We start from the raw sequence: 15859 nt of genomic DNA, 5'->3' as shown, positions 1-15859 counted from the left end.
CTCCCACATTGGAATGCAATCACCTGTGGGAGCGAGCCTGCTCGCGATGAGGCCCGAGGCTTCAAAACATAACTATCAGGACTTCCGCGCGTTCTCGTACAACGGCATCACCTTCGGAATCGCCGCCTGCAACGACGCAATCCGACTGGACGACGCCGGGTGAGTGCTCATGAACTCCGGTGGCGAACCTTCCGAAGCCTTGCTCATCTTGTTCCACAGGGTGATCGCGGCGTTCGGGTTGTAACCGGCGCGGGCCGCCAGTTCCAGGCCGATCAGGTCCGCTTCGTTTTCGTTGGCGCGACTGTTGGGCAGCGTCATGCCGTAGTTGGCCACGGTGTCCGCCAGGGCCAGGCTGTCCTGGCCCAGACCGAGCAAGGCACCCGCGCCCTGCTTGGCCATTTCGATGCCGTACGCCTTGGACATCGCTTCACGACCGTGCTCACGCAGGGCGTGGGCGATTTCATGGCCCATGATCGCGGCGATTTCATCGTCGGTCAGTTGCAGGCTGTCGATCAGCCCGGTGTAGAAAATGATCTTGCCGCCAGGCCCGCAGTTGGCGTTGAGCTCATCACTCTTGATCAGGTTGACTTCCCATTTCCACTGGGCCGAATCCGGACGGAAAATCGGCGCCTGGGCGATCAGCCGATCAGCGATCACCTGGATGCGCTTGGCATCGTTGCTGGTCTTGTCCAGCACACCTTTGTTGGTCGCCTCGCCAACGGTCTTTTGATAAGACTGGGCGTACATCTGGTTGACCTCGTCCGAGGACAACATGCTGAACATGTACTGCTTGCGCTCCACGCCCACGGCTCCGCCGCTGGTGGTGTTGACCGACTGACAACCCGCGAGCAGCAGACCCGCGCTCAGAGCACACAAAACCAATCGCTTGTTCATCACAAAACTCCCTCGAAACATGCCGCGTATCCTAGGCGTCGATTTGTATCGGCGCCAGATACAACAGACATACAGACGTGGATTTCGGACAAAGCTCTCATCAACAGTAGGAAAAAATTCACATACCGCCACCCGCCACGGCCAGTCACGGCCGGCAATGATTCAATTGCGACATCGACGGCTCCAAAACAGCCATTTCGTCACACCTCACTCATGGCCCTCGAGCCCCCTGCCGATACAGCACCGCAGAAGTCCTCTTGCGTGCGGAGCACCCATGAAATTCAAGTCCATCCAGTTTTCCGTGGCGGCCCTCGCTGGCGCCATCGTATTAAGTGTCGTGGCAGCCCTGGTGCTGTACGCGCTGTTTTCCGGCGCACGGACGCAAGACATGGTTCAGGATCGGACCCAGGCGCAATTCGAGCAAGTCATCGAGCAGCGCCTGACGTCCCTGGCGCAAACCCAGGTCAGCCAGATCCAGCGTGAACTCGAAGCGCCGCTGCTGATTGCCGGCGGACTGGTGCGGGTCAACGCCCTGATCGGCACGCCAGGCGCCGATGGCCAGCCGCAACTGAACCTGAGCCGCGAGCAATTGATCAGCCTGATCAAGGAAAACGTCGCCAAAAACCCGAAGATTCTCGGCACCTACATCGGTTGGGAAAAAAACGCCCTCGACCACAACGACGCAGCCTACGTCGACACCAAGGTCGTCGGCATCGACGCCAGCAACGGGCGCTTCCTGCCGTGGTGGTTCCGCAACGAAGACGGCAGCCTGGGCCTGGACAAACTGGTGGACGTCGACGACCAGAAAACCCTGTCTACCGGCGTGCGCGCCAGCGAGTACTACCTGTGCTCGAAAGAAACCAAAAAATCCTGCGTGATTGATCCGGCGCCCTACAAGGTCGGCGACAAAATCGTCATGCTCGCGTCCTTTATTGAACCGATCATGCTCAACGGTGCGTTCCAGGGCATCGTCGGCGCCGACCTCTCGGTGAACTTCATCCAGGAAATGCTCCTGGGCGCGAACCAGAAGTTGTACAACGGCTCGGGCGTCATGGCGCTGATCGGCGGTAATGGCCGGATCGTTGCCTACACCAAGGACCCGAGCAAATTCGGCGAGAAGGTCAGTGACATCCTCGACAGCCAGCAGATCGCCAACATGGCCAATCTGAAGCGCGGCGAAGTCACCTACACCGTCGACAAGGCCCAGGGCCGGATCGAGTTGTACCTGCCGTTCGGCATCGGCCAGACCGACGCCCGCTGGACGCTGATGCTGCAACTGCCGCTGAACGCGGTGATGGCCGACCTGCAAAAACTCCAGGCCGACCTGAACACCCAGCGCAAATCCGACACCTTCGGCATGGCTATGGTCGGTCTGCTGATCGCCGGCGTCGGTTTGCTGGTGATCTGGCTGGTGGGCCACGGCATTGCTCGCCCACTGAAACAAATGGTGGCCATGCTCGATGACATTGCCAAAGGTGAAGGCGACCTGACGCGCCGCCTGACCAGTGATCGCGCCGACGAACTGGGCTCGATCGCCAAAGGCTTCAACACTTTCCTCGCCAAGTTGCAGGCGATGATCACCCAAGTGGTGACGTCGGTGCAGAGCGTCAGCGATTCGTCGGAACACACCGCTGACATCGCCATCCGCACCAACATTGGCGTACAGAAACAAATGGTCGAAATCGATCAGGTCGCCACGGCGGTGCATGAAATGACCGCCACCGCCCAGGACGTGGCGCGCAACGCGACCCAGGCGGCGCAAGCGGCCAGCCATGCGGATCAGGCGGCCTCTCAGGGCAAACAGATCGTGCGGGATACGTCGAACTCGATCGGTGTGCTGGCCGTGGAAATCGGCAAGGCTGTCGGTGTGGTGCAAAACCTGGCCAAGGACAGCGAGAACATCAACGCGATCCTCACCGCCATTCGTGGCATCGCCGAGCAGACCAACCTGCTGGCCTTGAACGCCGCCATTGAAGCGGCACGCGCCGGCGAGCAGGGCCGTGGCTTTGCGGTGGTGGCCGATGAGGTGCGCAACCTCGCGCAGAAAACCCAGAAGGCCACCGAAGAAATCCAGACCATGATCCAGCAGCTGCAACAAGGCACGCGCGATGTGGTGCGGGTGATGGAAGACAGCCAGAACCGCACCGACGAAAGCGTGCAGCATGCGGCGAAAGCGGCTGAAGCGCTGGATGCGATCACTCAGGCGGTGTCGGTGATCAACGACATGAACACCCAGATTGCCAGCGCAGCCGAGGAACAGAGTGCGGTGGCGGATGACATCAACCGGAACGTGATCAACATTGGGCAAGTGGCCAATGAAGTGGCGGGCGGTGCGGATGAATCAAGCGCGGCGAGTGCGGGGTTGACCAAGCTGGCTGAGCAGCAGCGGCGGTTGATCAATCAGTTCAAGGTTTGATCCAAAGGCCCCATCGCTGGCAAGCCAGCTCCCACAGGTTTTGTGAACGCCACAAACCCCTGTGGGAGCTGGCTTGCCAGCGATGGCGTCAGCCCAGACAACCCATCAGCCGGGAGTCAAACACTCCGGCCCATTCAACTTCGGATCATTCACCAGATTCGCCAACACCCGCTCGCGCAACGCCGCGGGTTCACTGGCCAGTAATCCCTGCAACACATGCAACGGCGTCTCGGGATCGAGCCACGCCTCCTGCCCCGCCGCATCCAGGATCAACGGCCGGCGCTGACTCGCCGCCGGTTGCGTGATCACGGCCGTGCTCAGCCACACCTGTTCCTGTACCGGATACGCCTCCCAGATCGCCGCGAAAAACAGCGTCGAGCCCTCCCCCGGCGTCAGCCAATACGGGCGCTTGCGCGTCGTGCCGCGCCATTCGTAAAAACCGTTGGCCGGCAACAGGCAGCGGCGCTCGCGCAGGGCCTGGCGAAACATCGGTTGCTCGGCCACGGTTTCGGCGCGGGCATGGGCCGGCGTGCGGGACAGATCGGTGAGCCACGGCGGTGTCAAACCCCAGCGGGCACGGGCCAATTCACGCTCGCCGTCGGCGCCGGCACGCAGCATCAACACCGAATCATTGGGGGAAATATTCCACTGGGCCTGCTGATCGGCGGGGAAGCCAGGCAGGGCCGCGAAGGCGGGATTCCAGCGAAACAGGGCATAACGTCCACACATGGGGCAACACGACTCTTGATCAAACGAACGTCAGCCTAACAGACCAGCGTGCCGGGAAAGCTTTCCGGTTCATCGCCGGGCATTGGCAGCGCGGCATTGTACGCGGTGATCAACTCCCGGGCGTATTCGGCCTGGTCGTTATCCACCGACAAGCCCAGCAGGCCGAAGATCGGCAATTCGCCGGTGCCGCCAAGCAAATCGCGGCCGACCAGATGCGCCTCGACGCCCTCGCTGGCCAACATGCTTTGCAGCAACTCGCCTTCCATCAGGTTTTCCGGTTCGTAGATTCGCTGCATGGATGCCCTCACTCGTTCTCGCTGAACACTTCGAGATGCCACTCCTCTCCATGAACCTGCAACACAAACTTAATTGGCCGACAACACACCTGACAGTCCTCGATATAGGTCTGATCACCCGCCGACAAATCCACAGTCGTCTCGACCTCTTCACCACAATACGGACATTCATACTCTGCAGTTTCCAGCATCGCGGTCTCCCAAGTGACTTGTGCGTATAATCGCCGGTCTATTTGCAGGGCTATTTTTGTCTGGCTAACTTTTCAGACCGTGCCCCGTTGGTTTTCGATCAAAACCTTTACTTACCCTAGCCGTTTCTAACAAGAGAGCATGATGGGCGAATTCGATGCCATCCGACCTTACGACGACAGCGAAGTCCCAGCGGTGCTGGCACGCTTGCTCGGCGACAAGGCGTTTCTAGATATCCTCACCCACTTCCGCTTCCCGCGTTTTGCCGGTGCCTTCGGCTGGATGCTCAAACCTCTTATAGCTCATCGGCTGCGCCGTGAGTTCGCCGGCATCGATTCGGTGGCCACGCTGCAGGACAAAGTCGAGTATTACGTCGACCACACCATCGAGCGCGCCACGGACGGTGTCACGTACACCGGCGTCGAGCAATTCAAGTCCGGCAGCGCCTACCTGTTCATCGCCAACCACCGCGACATCGTGATGGACCCGGCCTTCGTCAACTATGCCGTGTACCACGCAGGCCTGCCGACGCCGCGCATCGCGATTGGCGACAACCTGCTGCAAAAGCCCTTTGTCAGCGACCTGATGCGCCTGAACAAGAGCTTCATCGTGCACCGTTCGATCACCGGTCGCCGCGAGAAAATGGCGGCTTATCAGCTGTTGTCGGCGTACATCAACCACTCGATCCGCAACGATTGCGCCTCCATCTGGATCGCGCAGGCCGAAGGCCGGGCCAAGGACGGCGACGACCGGACCGAGTCGGCGATCCTCAAGATGTTCCACATGAGCCGCAAGGACGAGCCGTTCGGCGAAGTCATCCGCTCGCTGAACGTCACCCCGGTGTCGATCAGCTACGAATACGACCCGTGCGACCAGGCCAAGGCCCGCGAACTCTACATCCGCGCCACCACCGGCACCTACACCAAGGCGCCAGGCGAGGACGATGTGAGCATCGCCAAGGGCATTACCGGCTACAAGGGGCGAGTCCACGTGAACTTCGCCGCGCCGATCACCGATCTGTTCGAAGACACCAAGCAATTGGCGGTCGAGATGGACAAGCAGATTCTCGGCGGCTACCGCTTGTTCCCGGTGCACTACCTGGCTTACGCGCAGTGGAAGGATGCCGACCCGCAGTTGCAGGTGCCGAAAGCGTCTGATGTGTTTGCTGCCGACGAACTGGCGAAAGCCCAGGAAGAATGGCAACAGCGCCTGGACGCTTGCCCGGAAGAACATCGTCCGTTCCTGGTGCTGCAATACGCCACGCCGGTGCGTAATCAGTACCGTGTGAAGGCCGGGTTGCCGCTCTAGCAGTGGCCTGGGCACGCACTCTGTAGGAGCGAGCCTGCTCGCGAAAAACGTTCAGACACCGCGTTTATTCAGACTGCACGCGTTATCGTTGACGTCCATCGCGAGCAGGCTCACTCCTACAGGGGGTTACTGTGCATTCAGACCCGCGTGCTGATCCAAGACACCAGCAGCGCCAACCCCAGGCAGGCGAAACCGAAGCGGTAGAAAAACCGGTTCATGCGCAAGGTCGCACCATCCAGCATCAACATTGGCTCATCGATGCGACGGCCCTGGCTCTGCGCTTCGAGGTTGGCCATCGCGCGTTGTTCACGACGACGCGTGGCGTGCAACAGCCAGCTGCCCGGAAAGGCCAGCAGCAAGGCGAGCAGGTTGATCAATTTGGCGGGATGGGCGGTAAACAGCGTCATCAAATGCAGCGACATCACGAACCTCGGACAAAACAGGTGTGGCGGAAGCCAGATCGACGACCGCGGCGCGGATTCTACCGAAAGCCGTCCCTCCTGCCCGCCGCTATACGATAAATAACTCACCATTTGGCAGATTCCTGCCCTGCGTCACGGCTTCGTCATCTGAATGCGCCAATCTCTCGCCCCACCAAAACCGACATGGATACCGTCATGCTGCACGCTGAAAACCAGGATCGCCTCTATCTCATTGCTCAAAGCGACGAACAACAAACTTTGGTCGGCAGCCTTGCCTTCAACGTTCAGGATCGTCATTGGCTGGTGTATTGCGCGCTGGGCGGGCATCAACATGCGGATCTGCCGGAGGCGGATTTGCTGACGGGCGTGAGTGTGCTGGAGTTTTACTCACAAGCCGCCTGACACCGCAGCCCCCTTGTAGGAGCGAGGCTTGCCCGCGAAGGCGGCCTCTCATTCAACATTGATGTCGCCTGACACACCGTCTTCGCGGGCAAGCCTCGCTCCTACACGGGATCGGCGGTGCAGGCACAAAAAAGCCCGGGGCCATCACTGGCGCCGGGCTTTTTGATTTCAGCGAAAACTTATTCGCCGAGAATCTGACCCACGGTCGGGTCCTTGAACAGGCGCGTCAACGCATCGCTCAACACATCGCTGACCAGCTTGGTGTTGGTTTCCTGGTTCGGCGCCATGCCGAAACGCTGGTCCAGGGATGCACCGTAACGACCGCTGTAGCGGCGGTTGGCGTTCTGCACGTCAGAGCGGAAGGTCGCGCCGATGGTCGCCTCGGTCACATACATGCCTTCTTTAGGCGACTGATACTTCAGCTCGGCCAGGGTCACGGTCAGTTGCGGGGCATTCGGCGCATTGTTAGTCGGGGTAAAGCCGAGCAAGCGCACGGCCGCTTCGGCCTGGGCCTGCAGCTTCGGCAGAATCTGCGCGCCCTGCACCGTGATCGCGCTGGTCTCCGGATACAGACCGCCACGGGTGCCCAGGGTTGGCGACGGACGACCGTCCACCACACGCACCACGACTGGCTGGCCATGGCCGACCGGTGCCAGCTGAGTGGTCAGCTTCGGCTCCGGACTCAGTTGTTGCGGGCTGTGGGCGCAGCCAACCAGGGTCAAACTGGTCACAGTGATCAAACCGAACAACAGGCGTTGCAACATGCTCTTCTCTCCAGAATCAGGCACAAACAGGCCGGCAGTATAGCGGTGCGCCACTGCGGGTAACTAGCGTCATGCAACGAATACCAGAATCTCAGACAAACCCCGTGGACCGCGGTTCCTGTCACACATCGTTCACCCTCCTTTCACCGGCACGTCACGACTTGCTGACAACGTATGCGGTAAATCCCACGAGGTATTTCCCATGCGCCTTCTCGTCTCCCTGTTCACACCGCGCCCGTTGCATCGCTGCTTCGCCCTGCTCGACCGCAACGGCCATTGCCAGGCTTTCAAGCAGTGCAGCCTCCAGCCGATGGGCGATGGCTGGGTCGAAATCGAAGAAATCCGCCTCAACTGGCTGCACCATCCCCTGCCCGCCAGCGCCCGTGTCAACCAGCGCCAACCCCGCGCTCGCGCTCAACAACTGCTGGCGACCTGACCAGACGCCTAATAAAAGTCATTAAACACGTCCATTTCCCCGCGTTTCTTAGATACAATCTCCCCCCGATTATAAGGACGTCTCCTGATCGGGCCTCGCAGCAATCGTCAATGCTTCGGTATTGGCACCCCGCACCGCCCACAGAGAGCCGCCCACACAGATCGAGTGAAGCTGGCGCGCTTGCTGTTCCTTGAGCAAAAACCCCACTTTTCGCGAATCTGCAGAGCTGTCATTACGCTCGGTCACTGAGCTGTTTGCCCGTTTTGCCTGTCATGTATTCCATGGCGGCGATCCATCCGGGCACGGTGCCAGGCTGGGACAGCCCTTTTTTGAGGTTCACGTCTTCAAAAGAGCGTGAAAAAAACGGGTTTTCACAACTTCACAAGAGTGTGGCGAGCAAATGAATAGTTTTGCGTCTGAACATGCACCATTAGCGTCTGAAACAGCCCAACGACACAGGACCGAGTATTCCTCGAACACCGGAGCCTGAAGCCTGTCCGCTACGGATTTGGTTGCACAAACGGATGTCTCGACCATAAGTCGAATTGCCAGTCGCGCGTTGAAATGAGTTCATTGACCTCATAAACCCGGCCGGTAGCGTCCGTCGAAGTTGCGATAAATTGCGAAGATTCGGACATGGCGACACTGCCATGGGTACCTGGGGCATCACTGACACGCCCTGAACGCCTGGCAGCCATGCCGACAATTTGGTGCTGCAGATTTTGGAGACGCGTTAAATGGCGCATAACGAAGCAGTCGACGTAGTACTGGTTGGGGCCGGCATCATGAGTGCCACCCTCGCTGTACTGCTCAAAGAGCTCGACCCCGCGATCAAGCTGGAAGTCGTCGAGCTGATGGATTCCGGTGCCGCGGAGAGTTCCAACCCGTGGAACAACGCCGGTACCGGTCACGCCGGGCTGTGTGAGCTCAATTACACGCCGCAGGCCGCCGACGGCACCGTCGACATCAAGAAAGCCGTGCACATCAACACTCAGTTTGAAGTGTCGAAGCAGTTCTGGTCCTACCTGACCAAAAAAGGCACCTTCGGCTCGTGCAAGACCTTCATCAGCCCGGTGCCGCACCTGAGCTTCGTCCAGGGCGACAGCGGCGTGTCCTTCCTCAAGGAACGCTTCAAGGTGCTGAGCAAGCACCACGCCTTCGCGGACATGGAATACACCGAAGACAAGGCAAAAATGGCCGACTGGATGCCATTGATGATGCCGGGGCGTGACGCTGGCGAAACCCTCGCCGCCACCCGTGTGATCAATGGCACCGACGTCAACTTCGGCGCGCTGACCAACCAGTTGCTCAAGCACCTGACCAGCGCACCCGATGCCCAGGTCAAGTACTGCAAGCGCGTGACCGGCCTGAAGCGCAACAACGGCGGCTGGACCGTCAGCATCAAGGACGTCAACAGCGGTAACACCCGCGAAGTCGACGCAAAATTCGTGTTCCTCGGTGCGGGCGGCGCGGCATTGCCGCTGTTGCAGGCCTCGGGCATCGAAGAAAGCAAAGGCTTCGGCGGCTTCCCGATCAGCGGCCAGTGGCTGCGTTGCGACAACCCTGAAGTGGTCAAGCATCACCAGGCCAAGGTGTACAGCCAGGCTGCCGTGGGTTCGCCACCGATGTCGGTGCCGCACCTGGACACTCGCGTGGTCGATGGCAAGAAGTCCCTGCTGTTCGGACCTTACGCCGGTTTCACCACCAAGTTCCTCAAGCACGGCTCCTTCATGGACCTGCCGATGTCGGTTCGCGCCGGCAACATCGGCCCGATGCTGGCCGTGGCGAAAAACAACATGGACCTGACCAAGTACCTGGTCAGCGAAGTGATGCAGTCGATGGAGCAGCGTCTGGATTCCCTGCGCCGCTTCTACCCTGAAGCGAAAGCCGAAGACTGGCGCCTGGAAGTGGCCGGCCAACGGGTGCAGATCATCAAGAAAGACCCGAAAAAGGGCGGCGTTCTGCAGTTCGGTACCGAACTGGTCGCAGCCAAGGACGGTTCCCTTGCTGCCCTGCTGGGTGCTTCGCCAGGCGCGTCGGTGACCGTTTCGATCATGCTGGAACTGATCGAAAAATGCTTCCCGGCCCAAGCGTCCGGCGAGTGGGCAGCCAAACTGGCGGAAATCTTCCCGGCCCGGGAAAAGGTTCTGGAAACCGATGCTGCGCTGTATCGCAAGATCAACGCGCAGAACAACATCGCGCTGGAACTGGTTGAAGAAAGCAGCGAGACACCAAGCTTCGCTTGATTCGACCCCATAAAAAAACGCCCCGTCGGGGCGTTTTTTTTGCCGGTTTCACCCCCCTGTAGGAGCCGGCTTGCTGGCGATGGCATCACCTCGGTCGATCTGACAGACCGAGGGGATGCCATCGCCAGCAAGCCGGCTCCTACAAAAGCGGGTTTAGCCGCGGGCTTTTTCGATCAGCTCGATGTAGTCCGGGGCGTTGCGCTGATCCTTGATCAGGGCAACGAAGTCATTGCCGTGCTCGTCCTTGCCGTCCAGATCAAATCCGGCCTCGACGAAGAACGTCAGAAACCGCTCGAAGTCGTCGATACGCAGGCCACGGTAGGCCTTGATCAGTTTGTGCAGGGACGGCGAAGTGGCGTCGACCGGTTCGAAATCGAGAAACAACTTGATCTGCTCGTCGCCGATCTCGTCACCAATCACTTGTTTCTTATCTTTACGCATTGCCGACTCCAGCTCGCAGACATTTCACGGGGCGGGCAGTTTACCCCTCACTGGCCGCCGGGCTCAACGCGGACGAACGGCCCCGGTGTGCAAGTCGGCCCAGACATGACCGTTGGCGTAGCTGAGGAACTGGCAATACACCGTGTCATTGCGCAGCAAGTCGATCACCACGCGGTATTGCGCCATCGGGTAAAACAGCGTCAGGGTTTTGCTCTTGTCGTCGTAGATCGGCTTTTTCAGGCTTTTGCTTTCGCCATCGAAATTGACCAGCACCTGATTGATGGTCGCGCCCTTGTTCAAGGATTTGCCCTTGAGGCGGATCAGCAGCGGAGACGTTACCGGGATCGGCTGTTGAGTGGACTGCCGTTGGCTGCCGACCACCACCGAATACTCGGTGACCTGCAGCAATTGTTGCTGCTCCGGTTCGGCATCACGCAGCGTCAGGTCGTCAGGCGGCAGAAACTGCCCGTGCATCAGCGCCGGCGCGGCGGCCAGCGGCAGGCTGAGGGTCAGCAACAGGGCGGCGCAGCTGCGGATCAAAAGGCTCATGACGGGCTCCGAAAGGCGGGGCCGGGCACTTTAGCATGGGTATACACCGTCCCTGTAGGAGCGTGGCTTGCCCGCGAAGGCGGTGTGTCAGTCGATAACTAAGGGACTGACACACCGCCTTCGCGGGCAAGTCGGACTGCCGCACCACTCGCTCCTACAGTGGGGGGGTGCGTATCAATCGAACTGTGCGCGCATCCAGGCCTGATACTCGGCCACGCCCGGCTCGCCTTCACGCGGCGCCCAATCAGCCAGCTCACCTTCGCCCACAGGACGATAAGGACCGGCCTTGCACTCGAACATCAGGCTGTCGGCTTCCAGCACCACCAGGCCATGAAACACACCGGTTGGCAGGTCCACGCCGACGCAGTCGCCAGCGGCCTGCAGCACTTGCTTGCGCACCACCGCGCCGGACTCGTCGAAGATCAACACGCCAAGCCGTCCCTTGAGGACCAGCAAGGTTTCAGCCTTGTTCTCCCCCAGATGCCGATGAGGCGGGATGTACGTGCCCGGCTGCAAACCCACCGCCATGCGATGGCAAGCGTCTTCCATCTGATGAAAATTGTGGTGCTGGCGTCCACGCGGATTGGCCGCTGCTTTCTCGGCCAGCTCAGTGAACAGGGTTTGATCAAGAAAGCTCGGCGCTGCCATGTGTTTACATCCCTTTAACGGCAAAAATCCCGTTGGCGTTACGCCAGTAGCCTTTGTAGTCCATGCCGTAACCGAAGATGTAGCGGTCGATGCACGGCAAACCGACGAAATCGGCTTTCAGGTCCGGACGAGCCTTGCGGTCGTGGTCCTTGTCGATCAGCACGGCGGTGTGCACTTTGCGCGCGCCGGCGTGTTTGCAGAAGTCGATGATCGCGCCCAGGGTGTGACCTTCGTCGAGGATGTCGTCGATGATCAGCACGTCACGGTCGATAAACGACACTTCAGGCTTGGCTTTCCAGAAGAGGTCGCCGCCGCTGGTTTCGTTGCGATAACGGGTGGCGTGCAGGTAGGACGCTTCCAGCGGGAATTGCAGATGGGTGAGCAGCTTGCCGGCGAAGATCAGGCCGCCGTTCATCACGCAGAACACCACCGGGTTAGTGTCAGCCATTTGTTCGTTGATATGTGCACCAACGCGGGCGATGGCCGCCTCGACTTCAGCTTCGGTGTACAGGCAGTCAGCCTCTCGCATGATTTGACGGATATGCTCGAGATCAGCGGACATGGCGCTCTCCAAGGGGTGGCATTCAGGAAAAGCGGGCAAAGGTACGCATCCCGCACGGCCAGATCAAGCGTTTGTGGACTAACGTACTCTATTGTCTATAGGACAACACCCTCGGATAGATTAATCTAGGCCGGTTTTTTTGCCCGCCGCCGGAGCCTTTCCCATGCCCATCCTCGAGATCCGCCATCCGCTGATCCGTCACAAACTCGGCCTGATGCGCCGCGCAGACATCAGCACCAAGAATTTCCGCGAGCTCGCTCAGGAAGTCGGTGCCCTTTTGACCTATGAAGCCACCAAAGACCTGCCGCTGGAATCCTACGACATCGAAGGCTGGTGCGGCACCGTGTCGGTCGAGAAAATCGCCGGCAAGAAAATTACCGTGGTGCCGATCCTGCGCGCCGGCATCGGCATGCTCGAAGGCGTGCTGAGCCTGATCCCGGGCGCCAAAGTCAGCGCCGTGGGCGTGGCCCGCAACGAACAAACGCTGCAAGCCCACACGTATCTGGAAAAACTGGTTCCGGAAATCAACGAACGCCTGGCAATGATCATCGACCCGATGCTCGCCACCGGCAGTTCCATGGTTGCCACCATCGACCTGCTGAAAAAAGCCGGTTGCCGCGACATCCGCGCCATGGTGCTGGTCGCCGCGCCGGAAGGCATCGCCGCTGTGGAGAAGGCTCACCCGGACGTGACCATCTACACCGCTTCCATTGACGAGAAACTCAACGAACACGGTTACATCATCCCGGGCCTGGGCGATGCCGGCGACAAGATCTTCGGCACCAAGCAGAAGGACGCTTGAGCATGCAGCAAGAGTTCAACGATCCGCTCTGGCGCACGGTGCTGTCGGGTGCGCAGATGCTGTTCGTGGCCTTTGGCGCGCTGGTATTGATGCCGCTGATTACCGGCCTCGACCCGAACGTGGCGCTGTTCACCGCCGGTTTGGGGACGATTCTGTTCCAGATCGTCACCGGGCGTCAGGTGCCGGTGTTCCTGGCATCGAGCTTCGCCTTCATCACCCCGATCATTCTCGCCAAAGGCCAGTTCGGCCTCGCGGCGACCATGGGCGGTGTGATGGCGGCGGGTTTTGTCTACACCTTCCTCGGCCTCGCCGTGAAGATCAAAGGCACCGGTTTCATCGACCGTTTGCTGCCACCGGTGGTGATTGGTCCGGTGATCATTTCCATCGGCCTGGCCATGGCGCCAATCGCCGCCAACATGGCGATGGGCAAGGCTGGCGACGGTAGTGAGCTGATTCATTACCAGACAGCCATGCTGATCTCGATGCCGGCGCTGCTGACCACGCTGATCGTTGCGGTGTTCGGCAAAGGCATTTTCCGCCTGGTACCGATCATCTCCGGCGTGCTGGTCGGTTTTGCGATGGCGTTCTATTTCGGCGTGGTTGATACCGCGAAGATTGCCGCTGCACCGTGGTTCGCGATCCCGAACTTCACTGCGCCGGAATTCAACTGGCAGGCGATTCTGTTCATCGTTCCGGTGGCATTGGCCCCGGCCATCGAACATATCGGCGGCGTGATCGCCGTGGGCAGCGTGACCGGCCGCGACTACCTGAAGAAGCCAGGCCTGCACCGCACGCTGCTCGGCGACGGCATAGCAACCACCGCAGCCGGCCTGTTCGGCGGCCCGCCCAACACCACGTACGCCGAAGTGACCGGCGCGGTGATGCTGACCAAGAACTACAACCCGAAAATCATGACCTGGGCGGCGATCTTCGCCATCAGCCTGGCGTTCATCGGCAAGTTCGGCGCGTTGCTGCAAAGCATTCCGGTGCCGGTGATGGGCGGGATTCTGTGCCTGTTGTTCGGTTCGATTGCGGCGGTGGGGATGAACACGCTGATTCGCCACAAGATCGACCTGGGCGAGGCGCGCAACCTGGTGATCGTTTCGGTAACGCTGGTGTTCGGGATTGGCGGCGTGCTGGTCGGCACCGGCACCGGCCCGGACGACTTCGGCCTCAAAGGCATCGCGCTGTGCGCGGTGGTGGCGATTGCGCTGAACCTGTTGCTGCCGGGGAATGACAGCTGGAAGCACAAGAAGGCGGATGAGCCTTTGTTGTAAACCAGCCTTTAGATCGCCTTCGCGGGCAAGCCTCGCTCCTACAGATTTTGCGCAAATCCTGTAGGAGCGAGGCTTGCCCGCGATGCTTTTAAAGCGCCAGCGGCGCTCTTTCGCACAATGCGTTCAACGCCTTCGCCCACTGCGGATCATCGTTGAGGCACGGCACCAGCACCAACTCCTCCCCCCCCGCTTCGCGGAATTGTTCTTTCCCGCGATCACCGATTTCTTCCAGCGTCTCGATGCAATCGGCAACGAACGCCGGGCACATCACCAGCACCTTCCTCACGCCCATTCCCGCCAACTCATCAAGGCGCGCTTCGGTGTAGGGTTCGATCCATTTCGCCCGACCCAGCCGCGACTGAAACGACACCGACCATTTGCCGTCCGGCAGGCCCATGCGCTTGGCGAATTCCGCTGCGGTGCGCAGGCACTGGCCGCGGTAACAGGTCGCGACGACTTCCGGTGGCGCACCGGCGCAGCAATCGCCGCCACCTTCGAAACTGTGCCCCGGGTTGAGCTTCTTCAGATGCCGCTCCGGCAAGCCATGGAAGCTCAGCAACAGATGATCGAAATCCTGCTGCAGATGCGGCTTGGCGCTGGCCACCAGGGCATCGATGTATTCCGGCTGATCGTAGAACGGCTCGAGTATCGAGAACTGCACATTGAGTTTGTGCTCGCTCACCACCCGCTTGGCTTCCTCGATCACCGTGGTCACGGTGCTGTCGGCAAACTGCGGATAAAGCGGCGCGAGGGTAATTCGCTTGTGGCCCTGGGCGGCAAGTTGCAGCAGTTTCGACTCAATCGACGGCTCGCCATAACGCATCGCCAGCTCCACCGGCCCGTGGCTCCACTGTGCACTCATGGCCTGTTGCAAGCGGCGGCTGAGCACCACCAGTGGCGAGCCCTCCTCCCACCAGATCGAGGCGTAGGCGTGGGCCGACTGCTCCGGGCGCCTGATCAGAATCAGCGAGACCAGCAAACGGCGCACCGGCCATGGCAGGTCGATCACATATGGGTCCATCAGAAATTGATTGAGGTAGCTGCGCACATCCGCCACCGAGGTGGAGGCAGGTGAACCCAGGTTGACCAGAAGCAACGCGTGATCGGTCATGCAACGTCCTATTTCAGAGGCGGCTGGACAAGTCGTCCAGAGCCGCACGCAGGTCAGTGAACTGGAAGGTGAAGCCCGCTTCCAGCAAGCGCGCCGGAACAGCCTTCTGGCCACCCAGCAACAGCAATGACAACTCGCCCAGGCCCACCTTCAAGGCCAGGGCCGGCATGGGCATGAACGCCGGGCGATGCAGCACGCTGCCCAGCGTCTTGGCAAATTCGCGATTGCGCACCGGTTTGGGCGCGCAGGCATTATAAGGACCGCTGGCGCTTTTCTGATGCAGAAGAAAATCAATCAAGGCAATTTGATCCTTGATATGGATCCACGGCATCCATTGCCGACCAGTGCCCAAAGGCCCGCCCAGCCC

19 protein-coding genes and 1 pseudogene are annotated in these 15859 nt (G+C 60.2%); 8 read left to right on the top strand and 12 right to left on the bottom strand.

The genetic code is table 11. The annotated features are described in order from the left end of the window. Positions 1-75: 75 nt before the first annotated feature. Complete coding sequence (locus KGB25_RS25800) at positions 76-894, bottom strand: M48 family metallopeptidase (protein WP_192228959.1); 819 nt, start codon at positions 892-894, stop codon at positions 76-78. A 19-nt stretch (positions 895-913) separates the two neighbouring features. Here KGB25_RS25800 and KGB25_RS30715 point away from each other — a divergent pair. Next, a pseudogene (locus KGB25_RS30715) lies at positions 914-2455 on the top strand (HAMP domain-containing protein); the annotation flags it as partial. Between the two features lie 12 nt (positions 2456-2467). Then, positions 2468-3310 carry a methyl-accepting chemotaxis protein gene (locus KGB25_RS30710; protein ID WP_411736649.1) on the top strand — a complete coding sequence of 281 codons (843 nt, stop codon included), beginning with the start codon at positions 2468-2470 and terminating at the stop codon, positions 3308-3310. Positions 3311-3415: 105 nt separating this feature from the next. Here the strand turns inward: KGB25_RS30710 and KGB25_RS25790 are convergent, their stop codons facing one another. From KGB25_RS25790 to KGB25_RS25780, 3 genes are read right to left on the bottom strand one after another with little or no spacing between them, the layout of a single operon-like run. Then, positions 3416-4039, bottom strand: coding sequence for an SOS response-associated peptidase (locus KGB25_RS25790; RefSeq protein ID WP_008037251.1), 624 nt, complete (start codon positions 4037-4039; stop codon positions 3416-3418). 35 nt (positions 4040-4074) lie between these two features. Further along, on the bottom strand, positions 4075-4335 hold the full coding sequence (locus tag KGB25_RS25785) for a putative signal transducing protein (RefSeq protein ID WP_008025915.1): 261 nt from the start codon (positions 4333-4335) through the stop codon (positions 4075-4077). 8 nt (positions 4336-4343) lie between these two features. After that, on the bottom strand, positions 4344-4526 hold the full coding sequence (locus KGB25_RS25780; RefSeq protein ID WP_008037248.1) for a CPXCG motif-containing cysteine-rich protein: 183 nt from the start codon (positions 4524-4526) through the stop codon (positions 4344-4346). Between the two features lie 139 nt (positions 4527-4665). Between KGB25_RS25780 and KGB25_RS25775 the strand changes: the two genes are divergently transcribed. Beyond that, positions 4666-5832, top strand: coding sequence for a 1-acyl-sn-glycerol-3-phosphate acyltransferase (locus KGB25_RS25775; RefSeq protein ID WP_223437256.1), 1167 nt, complete (start codon positions 4666-4668; stop codon positions 5830-5832). A gap of 137 nt (positions 5833-5969) precedes the next feature. On the opposite strand, the gene KGB25_RS25770 is transcribed toward KGB25_RS25775, so the two are convergent. Further along, positions 5970-6254, bottom strand: coding sequence for a hypothetical protein (locus KGB25_RS25770; protein ID WP_223437254.1), 285 nt, complete (start codon positions 6252-6254; stop codon positions 5970-5972). A gap of 195 nt (positions 6255-6449) precedes the next feature. Between KGB25_RS25770 and KGB25_RS25765 the strand changes: the two genes are divergently transcribed. Next, positions 6450-6656: a hypothetical protein gene (locus tag KGB25_RS25765; RefSeq protein WP_008025908.1), complete on the top strand. Its 207-nt coding sequence runs from the start codon at positions 6450-6452 to the stop codon at positions 6654-6656. Between the two features lie 179 nt (positions 6657-6835). On the opposite strand, the gene KGB25_RS25760 is transcribed toward KGB25_RS25765, so the two are convergent. Continuing rightward, positions 6836-7420 carry a YajG family lipoprotein gene (locus KGB25_RS25760; RefSeq protein ID WP_192228955.1) on the bottom strand — a complete coding sequence of 195 codons (585 nt, stop codon included), beginning with the start codon at positions 7418-7420 and terminating at the stop codon, positions 6836-6838. A 202-nt stretch (positions 7421-7622) separates the two neighbouring features. Between KGB25_RS25760 and KGB25_RS25755 the strand changes: the two genes are divergently transcribed. Together KGB25_RS25755 and mqo are read left to right on the top strand one after the other, a co-directional pair. Further along, entirely contained in the window at positions 7623-7856 is a 234-nt protein-coding gene (locus KGB25_RS25755; protein WP_008025904.1) for a hypothetical protein, read from the top strand. 737 nt (positions 7857-8593) lie between these two features. After that, on the top strand, positions 8594-10102 hold the full coding sequence (mqo, locus tag KGB25_RS25750; RefSeq protein WP_008025902.1) for a malate dehydrogenase (quinone): 1509 nt from the start codon (positions 8594-8596) through the stop codon (positions 10100-10102). 153 nt (positions 10103-10255) lie between these two features. On the opposite strand, the gene KGB25_RS25745 is transcribed toward mqo, so the two are convergent. From KGB25_RS25745 to KGB25_RS25730, 4 genes are all read right to left on the bottom strand, one after another. Further along, on the bottom strand, positions 10256-10543 hold the full coding sequence (locus KGB25_RS25745; protein ID WP_008037237.1) for a PA4642 family protein: 288 nt from the start codon (positions 10541-10543) through the stop codon (positions 10256-10258). 63 nt (positions 10544-10606) lie between these two features. Further along, positions 10607-11092 (bottom strand): hypothetical protein, encoded by a 486-nt coding sequence (locus KGB25_RS25740; protein WP_008025899.1) that lies wholly within the window; start codon positions 11090-11092, stop codon positions 10607-10609. A gap of 174 nt (positions 11093-11266) precedes the next feature. Beyond that, entirely contained in the window at positions 11267-11740 is a 474-nt protein-coding gene (locus KGB25_RS25735) for a WbuC family cupin fold metalloprotein (protein ID WP_008037236.1), read from the bottom strand. A 4-nt stretch (positions 11741-11744) separates the two neighbouring features. Continuing rightward, on the bottom strand, positions 11745-12302 hold the full coding sequence (locus KGB25_RS25730) for a hypoxanthine-guanine phosphoribosyltransferase (protein WP_008025895.1): 558 nt from the start codon (positions 12300-12302) through the stop codon (positions 11745-11747). A gap of 163 nt (positions 12303-12465) precedes the next feature. Between KGB25_RS25730 and upp the strand changes: the two genes are divergently transcribed. Together upp and KGB25_RS25720 are read left to right on the top strand one after the other, a co-directional pair. Beyond that, positions 12466-13104 carry a uracil phosphoribosyltransferase gene (upp, locus tag KGB25_RS25725; RefSeq protein WP_008025893.1) on the top strand — a complete coding sequence of 213 codons (639 nt, stop codon included), beginning with the start codon at positions 12466-12468 and terminating at the stop codon, positions 13102-13104. A 2-nt stretch (positions 13105-13106) separates the two neighbouring features. After that, complete coding sequence (locus KGB25_RS25720; RefSeq protein ID WP_008025891.1) at positions 13107-14381, top strand: uracil-xanthine permease family protein; 1275 nt, start codon at positions 13107-13109, stop codon at positions 14379-14381. An 88-nt stretch (positions 14382-14469) separates the two neighbouring features. Here KGB25_RS25720 and hemH read toward each other — a convergent pair whose 3' ends face one another. Next, positions 14470-15492 (bottom strand): ferrochelatase, encoded by a 1023-nt coding sequence (gene hemH, locus KGB25_RS25715; protein WP_223437252.1) that lies wholly within the window; start codon positions 15490-15492, stop codon positions 14470-14472. A gap of 13 nt (positions 15493-15505) precedes the next feature. Beyond that, the coding region (locus KGB25_RS25710; protein WP_223437250.1) for a DUF1731 domain-containing protein at positions 15506-15859 on the bottom strand (354 nt) is incomplete at its 5' end.

Origin of the sequence: Pseudomonas sp. BF-RE-21 (genome assembly GCF_019947305.1) — a bacterium.
GTDB lineage: Bacteria > Pseudomonadota > Gammaproteobacteria > Pseudomonadales > Pseudomonadaceae > Aquipseudomonas > Aquipseudomonas migulae.
This window is presented reverse-complemented; position numbering and strand designations above follow the sequence as displayed.